Annotated in this window: 19 protein-coding genes; 10 read left to right on the forward strand and 9 right to left on the reverse strand. The window is 65.9% G+C overall.

Annotated features, from left to right (window positions below; translation table 11 throughout):
- Nucleotides 1–38 precede the first annotated feature (38 nt).
- Complete coding sequence (locus tag IPJ87_10385) at nucleotides 39–611, reverse strand: adenylate kinase (GenBank protein ID MBK7942260.1); 573 nt, start codon at nucleotides 609–611, stop codon at nucleotides 39–41.
- The gene (locus tag IPJ87_10390) at nucleotides 608–1,171 is read right to left on the reverse strand and encodes a hypoxanthine phosphoribosyltransferase (GenBank protein MBK7942261.1); all 564 of its coding nucleotides are present in this window, start codon (nucleotides 1,169–1,171) and stop codon (nucleotides 608–610) included. Before IPJ87_10390 ends, IPJ87_10385 begins: the two co-directional genes overlap by 4 nt.
- A gap of 92 nt (nucleotides 1,172–1,263) precedes the next feature.
- Between IPJ87_10390 and IPJ87_10395 the strand changes: the two genes are divergently transcribed.
- The 3 genes from IPJ87_10395 to IPJ87_10405 are packed head-to-tail and all read left to right on the forward strand — an operon-like array spanning nucleotide 1,264 to nucleotide 4,654.
- On the forward strand, nucleotides 1,264–2,076 hold the full coding sequence (locus tag IPJ87_10395) for a hypothetical protein (protein ID MBK7942262.1): 813 nt from the start codon (nucleotides 1,264–1,266) through the stop codon (nucleotides 2,074–2,076).
- A complete protein-coding gene (locus tag IPJ87_10400) occupies nucleotides 2,073–4,256 on the forward strand; it encodes a hypothetical protein (GenBank protein ID MBK7942263.1) in 2,184 nt (727 codons plus the stop codon). The genes IPJ87_10395 and IPJ87_10400 overlap by 4 nt, the downstream gene beginning before the upstream one ends.
- Before the next feature lie 5 nt (nucleotides 4,257–4,261).
- A complete protein-coding gene (locus tag IPJ87_10405) occupies nucleotides 4,262–4,654 on the forward strand; it encodes a hypothetical protein (protein ID MBK7942264.1) in 393 nt (130 codons plus the stop codon).
- Between the two features lie 57 nt (nucleotides 4,655–4,711).
- Here the strand turns inward: IPJ87_10405 and IPJ87_10410 are convergent, their stop codons facing one another.
- Nucleotides 4,712–5,137, reverse strand: coding sequence for a hypothetical protein (locus tag IPJ87_10410; GenBank protein ID MBK7942265.1), 426 nt, complete (start codon nucleotides 5,135–5,137; stop codon nucleotides 4,712–4,714).
- 141 nt (nucleotides 5,138–5,278) lie between these two features.
- Between IPJ87_10410 and IPJ87_10415 the strand changes: the two genes are divergently transcribed.
- Entirely contained in the window at nucleotides 5,279–5,722 is a 444-nt protein-coding gene (locus IPJ87_10415) for a Rieske (2Fe-2S) protein (protein ID MBK7942266.1), read from the forward strand.
- 10 nt (nucleotides 5,723–5,732) lie between these two features.
- On the opposite strand, the gene IPJ87_10420 is transcribed toward IPJ87_10415, so the two are convergent.
- Nucleotides 5,733–6,227 (reverse strand): energy transducer TonB, encoded by a 495-nt coding sequence (locus IPJ87_10420; protein MBK7942267.1) that lies wholly within the window; start codon nucleotides 6,225–6,227, stop codon nucleotides 5,733–5,735.
- Nucleotides 6,228–6,326: 99 nt separating this feature from the next.
- Between IPJ87_10420 and IPJ87_10425 the strand changes: the two genes are divergently transcribed.
- On the forward strand, nucleotides 6,327–7,331 hold the full coding sequence (locus tag IPJ87_10425) for a tryptophan 2,3-dioxygenase (protein MBK7942268.1): 1,005 nt from the start codon (nucleotides 6,327–6,329) through the stop codon (nucleotides 7,329–7,331).
- A 226-nt stretch (nucleotides 7,332–7,557) separates the two neighbouring features.
- Nucleotides 7,558–8,151, forward strand: coding sequence for a hypothetical protein (locus tag IPJ87_10430; GenBank protein MBK7942269.1), 594 nt, complete (start codon nucleotides 7,558–7,560; stop codon nucleotides 8,149–8,151).
- A 1-nt stretch (nucleotide 8,152) separates the two neighbouring features.
- Here the strand turns inward: IPJ87_10430 and IPJ87_10435 are convergent, their stop codons facing one another.
- Both IPJ87_10435 and IPJ87_10440 read right to left on the reverse strand, forming a co-directional pair.
- Nucleotides 8,153–9,583 (reverse strand): MBL fold metallo-hydrolase, encoded by a 1,431-nt coding sequence (locus tag IPJ87_10435; GenBank protein ID MBK7942270.1) that lies wholly within the window; start codon nucleotides 9,581–9,583, stop codon nucleotides 8,153–8,155.
- 41 nt (nucleotides 9,584–9,624) lie between these two features.
- Nucleotides 9,625–10,725 (reverse strand): lipase family protein, encoded by a 1,101-nt coding sequence (locus tag IPJ87_10440; protein ID MBK7942271.1) that lies wholly within the window; start codon nucleotides 10,723–10,725, stop codon nucleotides 9,625–9,627.
- Between the two features lie 107 nt (nucleotides 10,726–10,832).
- On the opposite strand from IPJ87_10440, the gene IPJ87_10445 reads away from it, so the two are divergent.
- From IPJ87_10445 to murQ, 3 genes are all read left to right on the forward strand, one after another.
- A complete protein-coding gene (locus IPJ87_10445) occupies nucleotides 10,833–13,781 on the forward strand; it encodes a TonB-dependent receptor (GenBank protein ID MBK7942272.1) in 2,949 nt (982 codons plus the stop codon).
- Between the two features lie 541 nt (nucleotides 13,782–14,322).
- Nucleotides 14,323–16,095 (forward strand): carboxylesterase family protein, encoded by a 1,773-nt coding sequence (locus IPJ87_10450; protein MBK7942273.1) that lies wholly within the window; start codon nucleotides 14,323–14,325, stop codon nucleotides 16,093–16,095.
- Between the two features lie 108 nt (nucleotides 16,096–16,203).
- Nucleotides 16,204–17,010, forward strand: a complete 807-nt coding sequence (gene murQ, locus IPJ87_10455) for an N-acetylmuramic acid 6-phosphate etherase (protein ID MBK7942274.1) — start codon at nucleotides 16,204–16,206, stop codon at nucleotides 17,008–17,010.
- Between the two features lie 2 nt (nucleotides 17,011–17,012).
- On the opposite strand, the gene IPJ87_10460 is transcribed toward murQ, so the two are convergent.
- Together IPJ87_10460 and IPJ87_10465 are read right to left on the reverse strand one after the other, a co-directional pair.
- The gene (locus tag IPJ87_10460) at nucleotides 17,013–18,314 is read right to left on the reverse strand and encodes an MFS transporter (GenBank protein MBK7942275.1); all 1,302 of its coding nucleotides are present in this window, start codon (nucleotides 18,312–18,314) and stop codon (nucleotides 17,013–17,015) included.
- 165 nt (nucleotides 18,315–18,479) lie between these two features.
- The gene (locus IPJ87_10465; GenBank protein MBK7942276.1) at nucleotides 18,480–20,132 is read right to left on the reverse strand and encodes a hypothetical protein; all 1,653 of its coding nucleotides are present in this window, start codon (nucleotides 20,130–20,132) and stop codon (nucleotides 18,480–18,482) included.
- 85 nt (nucleotides 20,133–20,217) lie between these two features.
- On the opposite strand from IPJ87_10465, the gene IPJ87_10470 reads away from it, so the two are divergent.
- A complete protein-coding gene (locus IPJ87_10470) occupies nucleotides 20,218–21,606 on the forward strand; it encodes an FAD-binding protein (GenBank protein ID MBK7942277.1) in 1,389 nt (462 codons plus the stop codon).
- Here the strand turns inward: IPJ87_10470 and IPJ87_10475 are convergent.
- Nucleotides 21,603–22,295: a hypothetical protein gene (locus tag IPJ87_10475; protein MBK7942278.1), complete on the reverse strand. Its 693-nt coding sequence runs from the start codon at nucleotides 22,293–22,295 to the stop codon at nucleotides 21,603–21,605. The genes IPJ87_10470 and IPJ87_10475 overlap by 4 nt on opposite strands.
- Between the last annotated feature and the right edge of the window lie 140 nt (nucleotides 22,296–22,435).

Below are 22,435 nucleotides of genomic sequence, written 5' to 3' on the forward strand. Positions count from 1 at the left end.
CATGCGACCATGTGCTCATGTGCCAAAAGCTTCCGTTCCTATCCGATGGCCTTCACCAGCCGCGCGGTGATGTCGGCCACGGAGCCCACGCCATCGATGGCGGTGAACTTGCCTTGTGCGGCGTAGTGGTCCTTGAGGGGGGCGGTCTTCTGCTCGTACTCGCGGATGCGGTTGCGGATGACGCTCTCGTCGCGGTCGTCGCTGCGTCCGCTGGTGGCGCCGCGGCCCAGGAGGCGCTGCACGAGCTCGGCCTCGGGCACTTCCAGGGCGAGCATGCGGGTGATGGGCTCGTTCTTGGAGGCGAGCATCTCGTCGAGGGCGACGGCCTGGGCCTTGGTGCGGGGGAAGCCGTCGAAGATGAAGCCGTGCGCGTCGAGGTTCGCCTCCATCGCGTTGCGGATCATGCCGATGACGATGTGATCGGCCACCAGTTCGCCGCGGTCCATGAGCTCCTTGGCCTGCAGGCCGAGCTCGCTCTCGGCCTTGATCTCGGCGCGGAGCAGGTCGCCGGTGCTGAGGTGCACCAGCTTGTATCGGTCGATGAGGAAGGTGCTCTGGGTTCCTTTGCCGGCGCCGGGGGGGCCGAAGAGCACGAGGTTGAGCTTGCTCATGGGGTGTGATCGGTGATGCGCCAGATGCCTGGCAGGTTGCGGCCGAGCCCGTCGTGGTCGAGGCCGGAGCCCACCACGAAGGCGTTGGGGATGCGCAGGGCCACATGCTCGATGGGCCAGCGGCGCGTGTAGGCCTCGGGCTTGAAGAGCAGCGCCGCCACGCTCACGCTGGCCGGGTGAAGCCCGGAGAGCGCGTCCATGATGTGGGCGATGGTGCCGCCGGTGTCCACGATGTCCTCCACCACCACCACATGGCGGCCGTCCATCCGTTCGCTGAGGCCGATAAGCTGGGTGACGGTGCCGGTACTGCTGGTGCCGTGGTAGCTGGCCACCTTGATGAAGGTGATCTCGCACTCCATCTCCAGGCGCTTCATGAGCTCGGCGGCGAAGAAGAAGGCGCCGTTGAGCACCCCGAGGAAGAGGGGGCGCTTGCCGGCGTAGCGCTCCTGAAGTTCGGCGGCCACGCGGTCGATGGCGGCATGCAGGTCGGCCGCCGGGATATAGGGCACGAACTCCTTGTCGTGCAGGCGGACGCGTGCGGCGGTGGCAGGCTCGGGCATGCGGTGGGCGCGGCGGAAGGGATGCGAAGGTAGGCAACCGGGCGGGGCCGGGCATGGAGGCGGCCATCGCCTTTCCGCATACATTCGGCGCAATGCGTCACGCGCTGTCCGCCCTCGCCCTGGTCCTCGCTTGCTCCGTGCACGCGGGCGGCGACAACCTGCCGGTGGGCGCGCGCATCACGGGCATGGGCCAGGCAGGCCTCACGCTGATCGACCTGTGGAGCGTGCAGCACAACCAGGCCGGGCTGGCGGGATTGACACGGCCTGCGGTGGGCGTGTTCATGCAGCGGCACTGGCTGAGCGAAGCGCTGGACCATCAGGCCCTGGCCGTGGCCCTGCCGCTGGGCAAGGGCACCATCGCGGTGAACGCCAACACGCTGGGGTACGACCTGTACCGCGAGATGAAGGTGGGCGTGGCCTACGCCATGCGCTTCGGCGAAGGGCTGCGGATCGGCGTGCAGCTGGACTACCTCAGCGTACGCCTTGGCGAAGGCTACGGCAGCCGCAGCATGGTCACCGGCGAGGTGGGCGTGCAGGCGCGGCTCACCGAGCGGCTGTGGGCCGGTGCGCACCTCTACAACCCGTCGCGCGCCGAGCTCGGCGGCCCCTACGACGAGCGTGTGCCCACGGTGCTGAAGGCGGGCCTGGGCTACACCTTCAGCGACAAGCTGATCGTGACCGGCGAGGTGGTGAAGGACATCGACGAGGCCGAGCGCTTCCACGCCGGGATCGAGTACCACCCGGTGAACGCGCTGTTCCTGCGCACGGGCGTCAGCACGGGCCCCACGCAGGGGCATTTCGGAGTGGGCGTGCGGCTGAAGGGCTTCGACCTGGACCTGGCGGTGGCCTTCCGCAGCGTGCTCGGTCCCACCCCGCAACTGGGCCTCAGCTACCGGTTCCCATGAGGCGCGCGGCCGTTCCGGTGGTGCTGATCACCCTCGCGACGACCTGCGCGGCACAGGAGGACCAGGGGGTGCCGCGCGACCTTATCGAGCAGCGCATCGAGGCCGCCACCGAACAACTGGGGGACGACAGCGACCTGGACCTCACCAACCTGTTCGATGTGCTCACGGACCGCTACCGCGACCCCATCGACCTCAACCACACGGACAGCGAGGAGCTCAACAGCCTGGCGCTGCTCACCGACGTGCAGATCGGCGCCCTGTTCGCGCACATCCGGAAGAACGGCAAGCTGCTGAGCCTGTACGAGGTGCAGACGATCGATGCATGGGATGCGCGAACGCTGGCCCTCGTGCGGCCCTTCATCACAGTGCGCGAGGACCCGTTGCGTTCGCGGGCCGGGCTGAAGGAGATCCTGCGCAACGGCGAGCACGAGGTGATGCTGCGCACCATCGTGAACGTGGAGGCGCGGCGTGGAGGCATGGACCGCACCGGCCTGTTCGGCGACCGCTACACCGATCCCGATGGCGATGCCCTGCCGGACACGGGAGACGAGGCGGTACGCGACAGCCTGCGCCGCGAGAACCGCCTCTACCTGGGCGACCCGTACAAGCTCTACGCCCGCTACCGCTTCCGCTACCGCAACAACATCAGCGTGGGCGTCACCGCCGAGAAGGACGAGGGCGAGGAGTTCTTCCGGGGCACGCAGCGGCAGGGCTTCGACTTCTACAGCGCGCATCTCTTCCTGCGCCACTTCGGGCGGCTGAAGGCGCTGGCCGTGGGCGACTACCAGGCGCAGTTCGGGCTGGGCCTCACCTACTGGACGGGCCTCGCCTTCGCCAGCAAGTCGTCCTTCAGCCTCAACGTGAAGCGCAATGCGGCCGGGCTCGCCCCGTACACCAGCGTGAACGAGAACCTCTTCAACCGTGGCGTGGCGGCCACCGTCGAGCTGCACCGCAACCTCGACCTCACGGTGTTCTACAGCCGTAAGGGGCTCGATGCCAACGTGCAGCAGGAGGTGGACACCAGCGATGTGGACGATGCGCAGGTGAGCTTCAGCAGCTTCCAGGAGGACGGCTACCACCGCACCTTCAACGAACTGGAGAAGAAGGACGCGATCCTGGAGCAGGCCTACGGGGGGCACCTGCGCTACCGCCGCCGCACCTTCAGCTGGGGGCTCACCGGAGCGCACGTGGGCTTCGACGTGCCGCTGACCCGCACGCTACGGCCCTACAACCGCTTCGAGTTCAACGGGCAGGAGAACACCACGGTGGGCAGCGACTTCAGCTGGCTGTTCCGCAACGCGAGCTTCTTCGGCGAGGTGGCCGCCAGCCTGCCGCAGGCCGACGGCAACACCGGATGGGCACTGAACCTCGGTACGCTGGTGGCGCTGGACCGCCGTGTGACCCTGGCCCTGCTGTACCGCGACTACCAGCGCGACTTCCACGGGCTGAACAGCGTGGGCTTCGCCGAAGGCGGCAACCCATGGAACGAGCGGGGGCTGTATACCGGTCTCGAGATCCGGCCGGACCGCAGGTGGACCATCAACGCCTACTTCGACCAATACCGGTTCCCGTGGTTGCGCTACCAGGTGAACGGCCCCAGCGACGGCCACGATGTGCTGGCCCAGGTGACCTGGCGGCCCAGCAAGCAGGTGGAGGTGTACCTGCGCGGCCGGCACGAACAGAAAGGCTACAACAGCGACGCCCCGGTGGACGGGATCGATCCGCTGGTGCGCCGCAGGCAGACGCAGTGGCGCGTCAACGCCACCTACAAAGTGAGCCCCTCGGTGAGCCTGCGCACACGGGTGGAGGTGGTGGACGTGCAGCGCGGCGACAGCCCGGTGGAGCATGGCTTCATCGTGTACCAGGACCTGGTGCATCGGCCCTTGCGCAGCTGGTGGGAACTGTCATTGCGCTTCGCGCTCTTCGACACCGACGGCTACGATGCGCGGCTCTACGCCTATGAGAACGACCTCATCGGCGTGTTCAGCATCCCGCCCTACTACGGTCGCGGCATACGCTGGTACGCCATGCTGCGCCTTACCCCGTTGCGCCGGGTGGACGTGTGGCTCCGCTACGGGGCCTTCATCTTCCAGGACACCGACCGCATCAGTTCCGGCCTGCAGGAGATCGCGGGCAGCACGCGCAGCGACGTGAAGGTGCAGGTGCGGGTCCGCTTCTGAACGCGATGGGCGCGCGGCACATCACCCTTGACCCCGGGCATCCCGAAGCGCGCTTCAGCGCCACGGAACGCCCGCGCATCGCGCTGCGGCAGGCCTTCTTCGCCACCGCGGACCCCGACTGGCAGCGGCGCCTGAACCGGGCCGCCCTGATCGTCACCACCCGGGCCTACGACGACCGCGGCCGGGAGCTGGTGGCGGACCATCAGGTGTTCCGCTTCAGCGTGCTGTTCAATCCCACCTGGCCCGATCCGCTGTTCCGCAACATCCGCAACTGGACCTATGCGCCGGTGGAGCTGCGCGCGGACGCCCCGCCGGTGATGGGCTGGTTGATGGAACTGCGGCTGCGCGACCTGCGGCTGGGCCCGGAGGAGCGGATGGAGGTGGTGTTCCTGGGCTGAACGCACGAAGCCCCCCGACCGTGGTCGGAGGGCTTCATGAACGCTGTGCGGCGGAACTTACTTGGGCTCCGGGGCGGGCGTGGCCTCGGCCTTCGCACCGGCCTTGCCGGCGCAGCAACCGGCCTTGGCGGCCCCCGAGCAACCAGCGGCCTTGGCATCGCCGTGGGCACCGTGCTCACCATGCGCCTCGCCATGGGCCTTATGATCATGACCGGCGCAGGCGGCCTTGGCATCGGCGCTGGCTCCGGCCTTGCCGGCGCAGCAGGACGCACCGGCCGTCTTCGCGCCACCGGCGCAGGACGGGGCCTTGGTCTCCCCGGAGGTGACGATGGTGGTCGCAGGTGCCACGGCGGTGGCCTTTTCCGGACTGTCCGGGGCCACGGCGGTGGCCTTCTCGGTGACCACCTTGTCGGTGGTGGTGCTTTGTGCGGCAGCCGTGGCCATGAAGGCCAAGGTGGCGGCGATGCTCAGGAGGATGCGCATGGAATGGGGTCTGATTTGAACGCAAGGTAAGCCATTCCCATGCCGAAAAGCCCGGTGGTCTGTTAAGGCTTGTGAACCAGAGGACGGGCGCAGCTGTTCCGAAGGGAGCGTCTATCTTTCCGCTCGACCAACATACCCTCCATGGACCGTCGCAACTTCCTGCTCGCGGGCTGCAAAGCTTGCGCCGCACTGGCCGCCGTGCCCGCACTGGCCTCCCTTGAAAGCTGTTCCTCCGGCAAGACCGCCGCTGCGGGCTCCTCCGCCTCGGCCGCCCTGGCCGTGGAGAACGGCGTGCTCTCGATCCCGATGTCCAGCCTGTCCGACGGTGTGGGCATGGTGCGCGCGAAAGGACTGGGTGACAAGCTGTACATCAGCAAGGGCACGGACGGCAGCTACAAAGCCTTGGTGCTGAGCTGCCCGCACAAGGGCGGCCCGGTGAAGCCCGCTGGCGACAAGCTGGCGTGCGGATGGCACGGCAGCACCTTCGACATGAACGGCCAGGTGACCAAGGGCCCTTCGCAGCAAGGGCTGAAGACCTACCCGGTGGAGGTGGACGGCGATGTGCTGAAGGTGCGCGTGGCCTGACCGTTCGGGTTCACCCGCGTCGGCGGGCGGCCTTCTTCCTGCGCTTCTCCGCCACGGCGGGGTCCATCTTGAAGGTGATGGGCAGCCGGAACTGCACCCGCACCGGCCGGCCGTCCATGGTGGCCGGAGTCCACGGTGGAAGGCTGCGCACCACGCGGATGGCCTCCGCATCGAGCTGGGGGTGAACGCTGCCGGGCACCCACACGCTGTCCACCCGGCCGTCTTTCTCCACCACGAAGTGCACCATCACACGGCCGGTGATGCCCTCCCGGAGCGCTTCCTTCGGATAGCGGGTCTCGTGCTGGACCATTCGGTACAGCTCCGCCTCGCCCCCGGGAAAGGCCGGCATCACCTCGACCGGGGTGGTGGCAGCGGTGTCCCTGCGGAAGCCCCGCTCGAACAGCGCCTGTCCGGCCTCCGCATCCGAACGCACGAGGGTGGCGCCCTCCTGTGCGGACAGGATCGCGGGGCAGAACAGCACGAGCAACAGGGACGGAGCACGCATGACTGACCAAAGTTAGCCCCTCGCAACAGGAGCCGCCTACATTCGCCACGCCCTGGTCCGTGTGCACTTGAGCACATCCTCACAGGGGCACATCGGTACATGTCCAACGTCTACTACCCCGACTACCTCCAGCTGGACAAGATCCTCGGCGCACAAGCGCTTGAGAGCGACAAGCACGGCCAGCACGCGCACGATGAGATGCTCTTCATCGTGATCCACCAGGCCTACGAGCTGTGGTTCAAGCAGGTGCTGCACGAGGTGGGCAGTGTGATCGGCCTGTTCGCGGACCGCCACGTGGACGACAACGGCGGTGAGCTGAACATCGCGGTGCACCGCCTCCAGCGGGTGAAGACCATCCTGGACGTGCTGGTGCACCAGATGGACATCATGGAGACGATGACGCCGCTGGATTTCCTGGACTTCCGGGACATGCTGCGTCCGGCGAGCGGCTTCCAGAGCATGCAGTTCAAGGTGCTCGAGGCACGGTTGGGTCTGCGGATGGAGGCCCGCTTCGGCAAGCAGTACTACACCAGCCAGTTGAAGCCCGAGCACAAGGCGGAGATCGAGGCGCTGGAGCAGCTGCCCACCCTGCTGGAGCTGGTGAACGCCTGGCTCGAGCGCATGCCCTTCCTGGAGCCTCGGTACTGGCCCCAGGGCGAGGCCGGGTTCTTCGACCAGCTGGAACGGATCTACAATGCCAGCCTGGTGCAGGGTGAGGAGGCGAACGCCGCGTTGTGGCGGAAGATCTTCGTGGATGGCTCCGCGGAGCGGAAGCTGAGCCCGAAGGCCTGCCGCAGCGCCCTCTTCATCATGCTGTACCGCGACGAGCCCATCTTCCAGCAGCCGTTCCGCTTCCTGGAAGCGCTGCTCGACATCGACGAGGCCATGGCGGCGTGGAGGGGCCGACACATCAACATGGTGCACCGCATGATCGGCCTTCGTGTAGGCACGGGCGGCAGTACGGGCAAGGCGTACCTGCGCGGTGCCATGGACAGCCACTACATCTTCAGCGAGGTGGCGGACCTGAGCAGCTTCCTCTTCGAGCGGCGCAAGCTGCCACCCCTGCCGGCACAGGTGAAGGAGGCGTTGCGGTTCAAGGCTTGATCGGCCCGTTCCGCGCATGGGAGCCCATGCCGCCAGTTCTCCAGCTCGCAGCGCCAGGCAGGTCATCAATGCGGCCGTGGGCGTCTCCCGTGCGCTCCCCGACAAGAGGCATAGCCGAACCTGGCGGGCGGTATCCGCCTGGCTGAACGCGTAAGCGAGGGGCGTAACTTCACGTCAGCGAACCGCGCCTATGGGACCCAGGAAGCTCCTTCCAACGGCCTGCGCCATGCTGCTCGGCGCGTGGACCGTGGATGCGCAGGTGCAGGTGAACCCGCAGGTGGGCCTGTTGACCCAGACCCTGCAGGGCGATCCCGACAACGGCGATTTCCAGGGCAACATGGGTTGGCAGGCGGGGGTCGACCTTCGGCTGGGTCGACGCCTGTACTTCCAGCCGGGGCTGCACATCGGCCGGCAGGCGACCGTGGTGCAGATGCAGGTGCCCATGTTGCTCGACACCTTCCTGGTGGAGAACGACCTGGTGCGCACGGTGTTGAAGGCCAAAGCGCTGGTAGGCTTCAACCTGGTGCACAAGGACGGCTTCAAGCTGCGGTTGAACCTGGGCCCCAGCTATGACCTGCTCTTGAGCGTGGACAACAGCAATGAGGACATCGCGTGGAACAGGAACGACCTGACGGCCGGTTCCTTCGATCTGGACGCGGGTGTTGGCCTGGACATCTGGTTCGTCACCGTGGAGGGTGGCGTGAGCGCGGGCCTGAGCAGGGTGCTCGACGCGGACGGGCTGAACGACGTGTACGATGATCCGCGCAACCTGACCTGGTACGCGACGGTAGGCATCGTGCTGGGCCGGAGCACCCGCTAATTCAGAGCACGAAGCGCTGGCCTTTCTGCGGGATGGCGATGTTGTGATGCCCTGCGGCCGAGAGCCGTTCCTGCAAGCCGTTCAAGCTGACGGTGATGCCGTGCACCAGGAAGAGCTGGCGCACGCGGGCGGGGTCCTGGCAGCCGAGGTAGCGCACCAGCTCGCCACGATCGGCATGCGCGCTGTAGAACTCCATGCGCAGGACGGCGGCCTTTACGGGCACGGGCTCACCGAAGATGTGCACCACTTGGTGACCGCTGAGGATGTCGTGGCCCAGCGTGCCGGGCGCGCAGAAGCCGACGGCCAGCACGGTGTTGCGCGGGTTGGGCAGGCTGTGGCGCAGATGGTGGCGGATGCGTCCGGCCTCCATCATGCCGCTGGCCGCGATGACGATGCAGGGCTCCTGCCGGGCGTTGAGCTGCTTGCTGCGCTCCGGGTTGCGCACGAACTCCACCCCGGGGAAGCTGAACAGGTCGGCATCGTGCTCGAGTTCGGCCCGCACCTCCGGTCGGAAGGACGCGCTGTGCTGGCGCACGATCCCCGTGGCGCTGATCGCCAGCGGGCTGTCCACGAAGACCGGGATCCGGGGCAGACGGCCCTGGTTGCTGAGGCTGTTGAGCGTGTACAGGATCTCCTGCGTCTTGCCGATGCTGAAAGCCGGGATGAGCAGCTTGCCGCGGCGCTCCACGCATGCCTCGGTCACATGCCGCAACAATTCCTCTTCGGCCTCCGCGATGCCGGGATGGTCGCGGTCACCGTAGGTGCTCTCGCACAGGATCACATCCGCTTGCGGGAACGGGGCGGGCTCGGGCAGCAGGCGGTCGACATAGCGGCCCACATCACCGGTGAAGGTGAGGCGCAGGACCCGTTCGCCGTCGTCGATGGTGAGGTGCACCGCGGCACTGCCAAGGATATGGCCCGCCTCAGTAAAGGTGCAGGTGATGCCCGGCACCACGGTGAACGCACTGTTCAGGTCGTGGGCCTCGAAACGCTGCAGGGCCGGGGGCACCTCATCCGCCGTGTACAGCGGTCCCGGCTCGTCGAGCGTGCGTCCCTGCCGTTTGGCGCGCTTGAGGTCGTACGCGTGGTCGGCCTCCTGGATGCGTGCGCTGTCCTCCAGCATGATGGCGCAGAGGTCGCGCGTGGCCGGTGTGCTGTGGATGGGACCGGTGAAGCCCTCGGCCACCAGGCGTGGAAGCAGGCCGCTGTGATCGATGTGAGCGTGGCTCAGCACCACGGCGTCCACCGCACCGGGATCGAATCCGAAGTGGCGGTTGGGGTCCCCCTTTGAGCGGCTCACCGCCTCGCCTTGGAACATGCCGCAGTCGAGGAGCACGCGATGCACGGCGCCATCGCGATGCTGCACCTCGAGCAGGTGCTTGCTGCCGGTGACGGTGCCGGCGGCCCCGTGGAAGGTGAGCGCGATGGCCATGGGCGAAATCTACGCAGGCATGGCCGGGCCGACCATCATCCTCAGGGCATGCGCACCTGATCGGGGAAGCGCGACATCAGGTCGTAGTACGGCTCCATCAGGTGGTGCATGAACACCTTCTTCGGGTCGTCCACGAAGCGCGCCCGGTAGGTGGCATCGGGCCGCAGCACCACGAAGGGGCCCGTGCGCACGAAGTGTGTGCCCTCGGGCATATCGGGGGCCGTGTAGCCCGGTAGGTTCTTGGCGGCCATGCGGCCGATGGTGCGGCCCAGCACGCGATGGTAGTTGCGGCGCGCCTTGCGGGTGGGCCGGTCCAGGCGGTTGAACAGGATGCGCAGGCCGAGGTCCTGCGGGAAAGGGAGCGAGCGGATGGCCTTGCGCGCGTTGCGGAACGGGTTCACCGGGTTGAAGTCGTCCACCGTCTGCACGGTGACGGGCACTTCGGGCACCCAATCGGCGCTGTTCACCACGTTCATGGCCCAGCCTTCGCGCTGAGCGGCCTCATATCCGTAGGCGAAGGGCAGGTTGCCAGGCTTGGGCGCGGCGCTGCAGTAGGTCTTCATCACCAGGTCGGCGGGCAGGCGCCCCATGGCGCGCAGGTGCCAAAGGTGCGCCGTGAGCAGGTAGGTGATGGCCCCGCCCTGGCTGTGGCCGCAGAGGATGAGCTGGCGCGTGCCCGCGTCGACCAGCGAATCGACGGCCGGCAGGATGCTGCGTTGCAGATGACCCAGACCGATGAGCCAGCCCAGGTGCACGCGCGCAGCGGGGTCGTCGCTCAAGGAATAGCGGAAGGGATCGCCACCGTCGAGGTCCAGTTCGCCTTGGGCGGGAACGAGCACCGCGTGGAAGTTCTCCAGCCAGCTGCCGAGCTGGGCGGTGGTGCCGCGCACCACGATAGCGGCGGTGCCGGTGCCGTCGGCGTAGAGGTCCCAACGATTATCAAGGCCCACCACGGGGCTTCTCCAAACCGGGGAGAACCGTTCCGGCTTCGGCAGGTTGAAGCCCTCCATCGCGGTGTCGGCCTGTGCGGCGAAGACGCGGAGCAGCTCGGTGTATTCGGCCTTGTCGAAGCCGGGCCGCAGCTGAGCGGGGCAGAGCGTGTGGACAGCGGACGCGGCCAGCAGGAGTGTAAGTCGGCGCATGGTCGTCGCGAAGGTGTGAAGGAACGCTCAGGTGGCCTCACCTGTTCATGGTCCGGTCCGCGCGACAGTGACCGGAAGCGCCTCCTATCTTGTGCGCATCCCGACCGATGCGCCTCCCCCGACACCGCTTCGACCGGTCAACGGAACGTTCACCGTTGCCCTCGCTCCTCACGACCGCAACGCGCGTCCGCCCGCTCCTGCTGCTGGCGCTGCTGCTGCCACTGACCGCGCTGGCCCAACAGTTCAAGCTGCGTGGTGTGGTGAGCGACGCCGGCAGCGGTGAAACGCTCATCGGTGCCACCGTGGCCCTGAAGGGCACGAAGGCGGTGACGCAAACGGACCTCGACGGCCGGTTCGAGCTGCTGGTGAACGAGCTGCCGCCGTACGTGCTGGTGATCAGCTACGTGGGCTTCACGGACCTGGAGGTGGAGGTGAAGAGCCCCGATCAGGAGATGAAGTTCAAGCTGAGCACGGACCAGGTGCTGCTGCAAGAGGCCGAGGTGGTGGGCAGCCGGATCAGTGAGAAGCAGAAGCAGGCCCCGCTCACGGTAGAGAGCATGGACATCATCGCGATCCGGGAGGCGCCGAGCGGTGATTTCTACGAGAGCCTGGGCACGTTGAAAGGCGTGGACATGACGGCCGCGAGCTTCGGCTTCAAGGTCATCAACACGCGCGGCTTCAACAGCACCAGCCCGGTGCGCAGCCTGCAGCTCATCGACGGGGTGGACAACCAGAGCCCGGGCCTCAACTTCAGCCTAGGCAACTTCCTGGGGGCAAGCGACCTGGACGTGATGAAGGTGGACGTGATCGCGGGAGCGAGCAGCGCGTTCTACGGTCCGGGCGCCTTCAACGGGGTGATCAACATGACCACCAAGAGCCCGTGGGCCTTCCCGGGGTTGAGCGTGAGCGCCAAGGCCGGTGAACGCGACCTGCTCGAAGGGGCCGTGCGCTGGGCCCAGGTCTTCAAGAACAAGGAAGGCCGCGACCGCTTCGCGTACAAGCTGAACCTCTTCGCCATGCGCGCCGAGGACTGGTACGCCGAGAACTACGACCCCACCAGCAACAGCCCGACAGGGGTCGACAACCCGGGACGCTACGACGCGGTGAACAGCTATGGCGATGAGTGGGTGACGGCGAACAACGACTTCGGCGTATCCCTGTTCAGCCGACGGCAATACCCGGGCCTCGGGCTCTTCCTCCGCCCGGGCTATCGCGAAGCGGACCTGGTGGACTATGGCACCAACAACCTGAAGGCGGGCCTGAGCCTGCATTACCGGCTCACCGACAGCGTGGAGGTGCAGGTGGCCACGAACTACAGCCGGGGAAGCACGGTGTATCAGGGCGACAACCGGTACAGGCTGGAGGGCGTACAGTTCTTCCAGCACCGGCTGGAGCTTCGGCAGGAAGGGCGCTGGTTCTTCAGGAGTTACGTGACGCACGAGGACGCCGGTGACACCTACGACATTTACACCACCGGGCTGCGCCTGCAGGAGGCGAGCGCCCAAACCGTGAAATGGAACGAGCGGTACTTTACGATCTGGGAGACGTACATCAAACCACTGCTGAATGCCACCCAGCCAGGCTACCTGACCCCGAGCGAGGCGATCGCACAGGGCATCACCACTCAGGAAGCCTACGATGCGTATCTAGCGCAGTTCGTTGCGGATAATTCCGAACTTTTTGGATCCTATCACCAATTTGTATCAGACAGTATTGGTCGCGAAGACACGCCATCCCAAGACCCCGCCTATCTCGTCGGCACCGACCGCTTCAACGAAAAGCTCGACGAGATCCGTTCGCGGCGCTTCACCGAAGGGGGTTCGCTGTTCTTCGACCGGTCGGCCCTGTACCATGCCATGGGCGAGTACCGCTTCAAGCCGCGGTTCGCGGAGATCACCGTGGGCGGCAATGGGCGGCTGTACCGGCCCAACAGTGCGGGCACCATCTTCAAGGACACGGCGGACATCGTGATCACCAACTGGGAGGTGGGTGGCTATGCCGGTCTGGAAAAGAAACTCGTGCAGGACAGGCTGCGCCTTGCCCTCACTGTGCGGGTGGACAAGAACGAGAACTTCGAACCGCAGGTCTCCCCAGCACTGAGCGCCGTGTACACACCGAACGCTGACCATGTGCTACGCGTGAGCCTGAGCCGCGGCGTGCGCAACCCGACGCTGGCCGACCAGTACCTTTATTACAATGTGGGGCGGGCCATCCTGCTGGGCAACATCGAAGGCCAGTTCGAGGAGGGCCGGGACAGCCTGATCACGATCGAGAGCTTCAACGATTACCGCAGCTCGCCGACCCTGTTGGAGGGACTGTCCCAGCTGGAGTACTTCAATGTGGACCGGATCCGTCCGGAGAAGGTGCTCACCGTGGAAGCCGGTTACCGGGGCACCCTGAAGGAGAAGTTCTACGTGGACGCGAGCGGCTACACCAGCTGGTACACGGACTTCATCGGCTACCTGATCGGCATTGATGGCAGCTTCGATCAGGTGACCGGCTTTCCGCAAGAGCTCCAGGTGTATCGCGTGGCGGCCAACAGCACCAGCACGGTGCGCACCCTGGGCGGCAACCTCGGGGTGAACTACTACCGCAAGCGGATGACCTACAGCGTGAACTACAGCTACAACCGCTTGATCGCCGGCGAGGACGACCCGATCATCCCCGCCTTCAACACCCCTTTGAACAAGTTCAATGTGGGCTTCACGGGTCATGACCTGCGGATCCCGTGGACCGACCGCCGTGATCTGGGATTCGGCATCAACTACAAGTTCGTGGAAGGCTTCACCTTCGAAGGTTCACCCCAGTTCACCGGCGCCATTCCGAGCTACGACATGGTGGACGCGCAGGTGAACGTGAAGTTCCCGAAGCCCGGACTGACCGTGAAGGTGGGCTGCAGCAACCTCTTCGGGATCGTGCCCTTGTTCGACGAGCGCGTTCCGGATGACGAGCGACTGGAGCGGATGTGGTCGAACGATGTGTACCTGGTCTACGGTGGACCGGCGGTGGGCCGTTTGGGGTACGTACAGCTGATCTACGAGCTGGATCGGCGGTGAGGGGGTCTGGAGGCTTCGGGCCGCTCCCGAACATATGTATGGCCATACATACTTCACGCTCCGGGAATCTAGGCCGCTCGAACCACAGAAAGCCGCGCGAAATGGAGCCCGCACGGTCGAACAGTCTGGTCTGACCCCCTCGACATATGTATGGCCATACATATGTTCGGAATCAGTCATCGGAGAGGCGTGATACGCGCCGAACCGCACGGATAGTGGGGTTCCACCCTGGACCGGCCCATTTCTGGTCATCAGCCAACGTATGTATGGCCATACATATGTCATGAGCGGTCCTTCATAGGCTGAAGCGCTACGAGCCACCATGGGCCCGACGCCGTCAAAGCCCCCCACACGCAGAACACCAACGCTCTAGCGGGGAGCTCGGTGAGATCTCATTCGAACAGCTACAAGCATCGAACGAGGTAGCGGGTTGTTGCGGTAACGGACTCGACGTATGTATGGCCATACATACATCCGTTCCCGTCCTCCGGAGCAACACAGGTCCATCCCTATCTTCGGGTCCTGATCAAACCCAGGATCCATGAAACGAGCCCTACCCTTGCTTCTGCTCGGACTGCCTACGTTGGCCGCAGCTCAGCAGCGCTACATCGACGAGGTGTTCACCGACGGCCAGGTGGTCCTCACACCGAACGTGCCCTTCGGCACCAACATCGATTTCCTCACCAGCAACCTGGCCAGCCCGAACGTGCCTTCGGAGGTCACGCAGTTGCAAACCCTGGTGAGCACCCAGCAGCCCATTCCGACGCCCTTCTTCGACCCCCTGGACGGTAGCACGGCCGTGAAAGTGCGTACGCTGCGGATGGACATCTACGAACCCGACCAGAACGTGGATGCCGTGACCGAGCGACCGCTGGTGCTCTACATCCACACCGGCAACGCGCTGCCTCCCCCGCAGAACGGCAGCCCGGTGGGTACGCGCACGGACAGCTGCGCTGTGGAGGTGTGCAAGCGCATGGCGCGCCGCGGTTACGTGGCCGTGAGCATGAGCTACCGCCTGGGCTGGAACCCCCTGGCCGCCACCGAGGAGGAGCGTCGCGGGCAGTTGCTCAACGCCATCTACCGGGCGATCCACGACGTGCGCCAGTGCGTGCGCACGCACAAGGAAGAAGCGGCCGGCGCGAACACCTACGGCATCGATGCCGACAAGATCATCGTCCTCGGTGAGGGTACCGGTGGCTACATCGCGCTGGCGCACACCACGCTCGACAAGGGCAGCGAGCTGTTCGTGGAGAAGTTCCGGCCCGACCCCTTCAACCCGAACCTCAGCTATGTCGATACCAATGCGGTCGGCAACCTGGCCGGCCTGAACGGTCAGCTCACGCTCTATCGTCCGAACGGGTTCGATCACGAGACCCATTTCTGTGTGAACTTGGGCGGTGCGCTTGCCGACACCACTTGGGCGGAGGCCGGCGACGCGCCGATGGTGGCCTTCCACACCGTATTCGACCCCTTTGCACCCTTCACGTACGGTATCGTGATCGTGCCGACCACCGGCGGTCCGGTCGTGGACGTTCCGGGCAGCAACTTCTTCATCCCTTGGGTGAACGACCTGAGCAACCAGGCCAGCTTCGCGAACCTGTCCAACGATCCGTTCACGACCCGTGCACGTTCGCTCTATGGCCAGACGATCGACGGGGTCACCATCTCCACAGGTGCCGAAGGGCTCTTCCCTGTCATCCGCCCACGGTGGACACCGCCGGCCGGTGATGAGGCCAGCCCCTGGCAGTGGTGGGACCCGAACAGCGCTGCCGCCACCGCGGTGATCCCTGGTCTGGGCATCACCACGCACCAGGCCAGTTTGGCCAGCAACCCCGACATGAGCGGCTCCAAAGGCCGGGCCTACCTGGATACGGTGATGGGCTACATGAACCCGCGCATCGTCTGCGCACTGCAGCTCGGCCCCTGCGCGTTGGGCACCCCGGATTGCCTCGGTGTCATCGATGGCCCTGACCAGCCGGGACAGCCGTGCGATGATGGCAATGCGAACACCATCAACGACGTTTGGACCGCGAATTGCGACTGCGTCGGTCAACCGGTCGGCATCTCGGAACCTGCCGCAGCGGCCGCGCTCATCATCGCCCCCAACCCGGCCACCGATGCCGTGCGCATCAGCAGCCCTGCGGGAAAGCTCCTGAGCTACACGCTGCATACCCCGGACGGGCGCCTCGTGCGGAACACCACCGTGAACGCCGATGTCATCGTGTTGGAGCGTGGTGAGCTCGATGGAGGTGCCTATTTCCTCACGCTTGAATTCGCCGATGGTCGCGCCGTGCGCCGCATCGCGTTCAACTGATCCATCATCCTTCACCCTCGCAAAGGGCCGTCCTTCGGGGCGGCCCTTCTTCGTTCCTGCCCGTGCGCTCGATCAGGTCCGACCTCATCCCCCACCTTTGTCACTGCCATGGAGAAGATCACCGAAAGCCCTTCGCCGTACAGCGACCTCGAGCGTATGGGCACCACCGAGCTGCTCGGCCACATCAATGCGGAGGACCGCCTCGTGCCCGAGGCCGTGGGACGTGTGCTGCCGGAGATCGCGAAGCTGGTGGAGGCCATTGCCGAACGCATGCGGCGTGGGGGACGCCTCTTCTACCTCGGAGCAGGCACCAGCGGGCGGCTCGGTATCGTGGACGCCAGCGAGTGCCCGCCCACCTTCGGGGTGCCGCATGGCCTCGTCGTTGGGCTCATCGCCGGTGGCGATCGCGCGATCCGCAAGGCCGTGGAGTTCGCCGAGGACGATCGAGAGCAGGGATGGAAGGACCTCGAGGAACACGCCATTGGTCCGGATGATGCCGTGGTGGGCGTCGCCGCCAGCGGCGGCACGCCCTACGTGGTGGGTGCCTTGGAGGCCTGCCGGCGGCACGGAATTCTCACCGCGTGCATCACCTGTAATCCAGGCGCTCCGGTCACCACCGTCAGTGACCATCCGATCGTGGTGGTGGTGGGGCCCGAGTTCGTCACCGGCAGCACGCGGATGAAGAGCGGCACTGCGCAGAAGCTCGTGCTGAACATGATCAGCACCGCCGTCATGATCCGCCTTGGACGGGTGAAGGGCAACCGCATGGTGGACATGCAGCTCAGCAACGTGAAGCTCATCGACCGCGGCACGCGCCTGGTGATGGAAGGCCTGAATATCGGCTACGATGAGGCCAACGCCCTGCTCAAGCAGCATGGCAGCGTGCGCCGCGCGATCGACTCCGGTCGCACTTAGCGCTACTCTTCCACGAAATCCATGTCCGTGTGGAACGTCTCACGCAGGTGGAACGTGGCCCAAAGCGCAGCTCCGATGCACACTAGCCCGACCACGAGCGCACCGGTGAGATTGCCCAGAGGGACCGCTAGGAACTTGAAGGCGTTGGTCACGGGCAGCACCGCGCCGCGCACGAAGTTGGGCGTGGTGGTGGCCACCGTGCTGCGGATGTTGGTACCGAACTGTTCGCTGGCCACGGTAACGAAGATCACCCAGTACCCCGTGGCCATGCCCAGGGCCAGGCAGAGCCAGTTATAGTTCGCGATGCTGGCCCCGCGCATGCCGAAAAGAAAGATGAGCGTAAGGGCAAGGTTCGCGAAGAGATAGAGCACGATCACCTTCCTTCGGCTGCGCAGCAACTGGCTCAACAGCCCGCTCAGCAGGTCACCGATGCTCAGGCCGATATACGCGTACTTGATCGCCTGTCCGTTGATCCGCTTCAGTCCCTCGGCGTCCAGCGCACTGGTATTGATGCCCAGCTCAGGCACGAAGACGTCCTGGCTGAGGCTGACGAGCACCCCGATGACGAACCAGACGGGCACGCCGATGAGGATGCACCCGACGTAGCGCAGGAAGCGGCCGCGGTCGTTGAACAGCATGCGCAGGTCGCCCTTGCGCACCGACTTGCCACGGACTTCCTGGAAAAGTCCGCTCTCGAAGGTGCCGACACGCATCACCAGCAGCACCGATCCCATCAGGCCGCCTACGAGGTAGGTGATCTGCCAGCTCATCAGCTCACGGCCGGTCATCGACGACCAGATCCGTCCGAACCAGGCGCCTTGGTCGGCCACCTCCGCGGCGAACACGGCCCCCAGTGCGCCGAAGGTCACCACGATGAGCGTACCGTAGCCGCGTTTGTCCCGCGGCATGGTCTCGGTGATCAGCGTGATGCCCGCGCCCAATTCCCCGGCCAGCCCGACACCGGCGATGAAGCGCACGACGGCGTACATGGTCAGGTCGTAGGTGAAGGCGTTGGCGATGTTCGCGGCACTGTAAAGCAGGATGCTGCCGAAGAGCACGGTGATCCGGCCCTTGCGGTCGCCCCATACGCCCCAGAGGATGCCGCCCACCAACATGCCCAGCATCTGCCAGTTGAACAGGTCGATGCCCACGTCCTTGATGCGCGGGTCCCCGGCGCCCAGGATGAACTCCAGGCTCTCCCGCTTCACCACGTTGAAGAGCACCAGGTCGTAGATGTCCACGAAGTAGCCCAGTGCGGCCACCACGACCAGCAGGAGCGAACGACCGGGGAAGATGTGCTTCATGCGCCGGGGCGAAGGAAAGGCGCCGCTGGCGGGTGGGCAAGTCGCGCACTAGCCCCTCTGCGGCAGGGACCTCGCACCGTCAGCACATGCTCGATGACGGGCTCGGGCCGCTATATGGTACGCCCGACCCTGAGATGGTCGGTGCGGTCCGCGTGATGAGCAGGCCTACTGCGCGGGCCGCTCGGCTGGCATGTGGTCCATGAACACCCCTTCCGCCACTTTGAACTTGCCCGCGTTCTTGCCGCCTGCTGGCACCTTCCGACCCACCGGGGTGACCTTGTCCGGATCATATCCATAGACCTGTTGGTCGCTGGGCCAGTAAAAGATCGTCGCGGGGTCGGGTTGGTTGGCGGCGCGGGCCCGTTCCGGCTCGTGCTCCTTCTTCAGCCAAGCCGGGCCGGGCGCCTGGGGGAAGCGGCCCTCACCGAACCCGGTCTTCGGCTTCACCACGATCTGGTAGTCCAGCGTACCGCTATGTGTGCCACCGTTCAGTTCCACCAGGTCGAAGCCCGTGGCCGTGCGGTTCATCTGGGCCACACCATTGAACGCGGGCATGTCCACCGGTGTGCAGAAGACGCGGACCGGATACTCCGATGTCACCATGATGATGTCCGCCAGGATGGGATCCAGGTCCACATGCGCCTGGCCGTTCACGAGCTGCACCGTGCCGTAGTCCTGGTACCAGTACTCGGGCGACTCCGGGCAGGTGAGCATGATGCGGCCATGGTCCGCCGTGGGGATGATCTCGCTGACGGCCGCCGTACCGGTGATCTTGCGCGCGATGCCGCCCGCCGTGGTGCCGACCCAGGCGAAGGCCTGAGAGACACCCGCATAGTTGAACGACTCGAAATAACCGCCCGCCCGCGTGGTGGTGTTGGTGAAGGCCGAACCATCCACACCGATGGCATCCTGGTTCTGTGCATCGGCCGTGGCGGCCGAGCCGATGGTGAAACCGGGGTTGCCCGCCGTGGTCCCGCGACCGCTGTAAGACCGCAGGGCCACGTGATCCCCCCCCAGGACGGCGCTCGTCACGTTCAACTGGCTGTAGGTGCCGGGTGGGTTGAACGTGGCTGTGTTGTTCTGCACATAATTGTACTGGGCGATCCACACGTCGCTGAAGTTGATGTTCGCCGCGACCGTGGCAGCACCGGTGCTCTGGGTATATGCGGAGGTATAACCGGCCGTGGGGTTGTTGGCATAGAGACCGGCACCTTGAACGTTCTGTATGGGATTCCCGAACGCGATGTTCGTTTCGCGGCCGAGCCAGCCGCCCACGTTATTGCTGTGGCCGTAGATCGCATCGGCCGATGCACCACTGTTCACCTCGAGCGGGGCCACCGGCGCCACCGTGCCCCAGCCGATGCGGCCCGTAGCGCCCATGGTGCGGAACCGCTCCACGTTGTTCGTGCGCACCACCAGGTCCTGGTTGTCCGTGGTGCCCAGGAAATTGGTCACCGGGGTGGTGCCGGCATTCCCCACAAGGGCCCAATCATCACCGGTCTGTCCGAACCGGACCCAGCTGGCGCCTCCCCAGAAATAGAACCCCGGGGTGACGTTGTTGGGCGCAACACCGGCCGTGGCCGTGTTGTACACCAGGAGCGAGGTCGCCGGCGCCACCACCGGGGCCGCCACGTTCGTCGCGGTCAGCGCAAGGCGGGGAACGAGCAGGCCCTTCTTGTCGTTCACGGGGTGCGCCGCGGCATCAAGGTCCAGCAGAGCGCTGGCGTTCGGAGCCGCCCCGCTCGCGTTGATGGCGACGTTCTGAGCAGAGACCTGAAGGGCGATGAGGCCCGGAAGGAGGAACGCTACATGCCGCATGGCGAAGGTCTTTTTCGTTAGACGAGCCACCGCACCACGTGGTGGCCTACGAAAGTTAGCCGATCTTTCGACATCGTTGGCGACCATGGCCCAGAACCTGCTCAACGCCCTCCGGAACGTACTGCCCTCCGATGCCGTGTTCGCGGAGGAGGAGCACCGCCAGGCCTACGGCCACGATGAGACCGAGGACCTGAACCACCCGCCGGACGTGGTGGTGCGGCCACGGACCACCGAGGAGGTGGCGGCCGTGCTGCGGATCTGCACGGCCCTCAACGTGCCGGTGACCCCGATCGGGGGGCGTACGGGGCTGAGCGGTGGCGCGCTTTGCGTGCAGGGGGGCGTGGGCCTGGCGCTCGACCGCATGGACCGCATCGTGTCGATCGACGAGGGCAATCTGCAGGTGACCGTGGAGCCGGGGGTGATCACCCAGGTGCTGCAGGAAGCCGTGGCCGCCAAGGGGCTCTACTATCCGCCCGACCCCAGCAGCCGCGGCAGCTGCACCATCGGGGGCAACCTGGCGGAGAACGCCGGCGGACCAAGGGCGGTGAAGTATGGCGTAACCCGCGATTTCGTGCTGAACCTGGAGGTGGTGCTGGCCGACGGCACGGTGATGTGGACCGGCGCCAACACGCTGAAGAACGCCACCGGCTACGACCTCACCCGGCTCATCGTGGGCAGCGAGGGCACCCTGGCGGTGATCACCAAGGCGGTGCTGAAGCTCGTGCCCATGCCGCGCGAGACCCGGCTCATGCTCGTGCCATTCGGCAGCGCCGAGGACGCCTGCACCGCGGTGAGCGCCACCTTCCGCGCAGGCGTCACCCCCAGCGCGCTGGAGTTCATCGAACGTGACGCCATCGCCTGGACGATGAAGCACACCGATGGCCTTCCCGCCCAGCTCTCCACTGCGCCCGGCGCCCACCTGCTGATCGAGGTGGACGGCGACCACGGCGAGGCCTTGATGCGCGATTGCGAGACCATCCTGGGCGTGATGGAGGCGCATGGATGCGGCGAGGTGCTGTTCGCGGAGAGCCCCTCGGAGAAGGCCGCCCTGTGGCACATGCGCCGCAGCGTCCCAGTCAGCGTAAAGGCCCACAGTGTGTACAAGGAGGAGGACACCGTCGTGCCCCGGTTCGCGCTGCCGCAGCTCCTGGCCGGCGTCAAGGCCATCGGCGCGCGCCATGGGTTCAGCAGTGTCTGCTACGGTCATGCCGGCGACGGCAACCTGCACGTCAACATCATCAAGGGCGACCTCAACGACACCTTCTGGGAGCTGGAACTGCCCAAGGCCATCCGCGAGATCTTCGAGCTCACCGTCTCGTTGGGCGGCACGCTCAGCGGCGAGCACGGCATCGGGCTCGTGCAGCGACCGTACATGGACATCGCGTTCAACACGGCGCAACTGGAGCTGATGCGCGGGCTGAAACGCCTGTTCGACCCCAAGGGGATCCTGAACCCGGGCAAGGTGCTGCCCTAGCGGGGAGGCCCTTCGTACACGAGCGCGCCGTGTACGAACACGCGCTCCAGGACAAGGCGGCCATCACGGTCCCAGTAGATCCAGCGACCGTCGAAGAGGTCCGCCACCAGCGGTCCTTGTTCGCTCTTCACCCCATTGCCGTAATAGCGCGTCCAGATGCCGCTGCGGTTCCCCCGATGGTACTGCCCCTCCAGCCGGGGCCCATTGTCCGCCGTGTCCGTACGGGTGAAGCGCAGATAGGGACCCTCGCGCAGACCGTCGCGGTAGCCGACCTGTTCGTGCAAGGCGCCGTCCGGGAAGTGATCGGCATACGGGCCATGCATGCGACCGCGCCGGTACGTGACCCGCCGCAGCAGGATGCCGCCAGGTCCATAGGCCCGGCTCTCGCCATCGAGGAGGCCGTCGCGGTAGTTCACCACGGCCAGGGTATCCCCTGCATGGTCGAACGCGGCCCAGGGCCCGGTCTTCCGATCATGGTCGTACCGGCCGTGCTTGCGCACACGGCCTTCGGCATCGCGGATGCGGGCCACGCCATGCTTGGTGCCGTCCGCGAAGGACACCTCCGCAAGCGGCGCGGAGCGCAGGTCGGCGGTCCGAGCGTCACCCGCGGGCTCCGGAGATCCCGGACCACAGGCGCAGCACAGCATGCCGAGGAAGCACCGGACGATCCAGAAGCGCGGGGTGCACATCCCGCAAAGGTCGCTGGAACCTATCTCAACAATGCTTTTGGAAGCGAGCCGGAGGGATCTCGCGATCCACCCGAGGCGCGAAACCCGCGCTTAGCTGGGCGCTATGCAAGGGTTGAGCAACGAAGGCTGGGCGCGCAGAG

The sequence above is a fragment of the Flavobacteriales bacterium genome, assembly GCA_016713875.1.
Classification (GTDB): Bacteria; Bacteroidota; Bacteroidia; order Flavobacteriales_F; family PHOS-HE28; genus PHOS-HE28.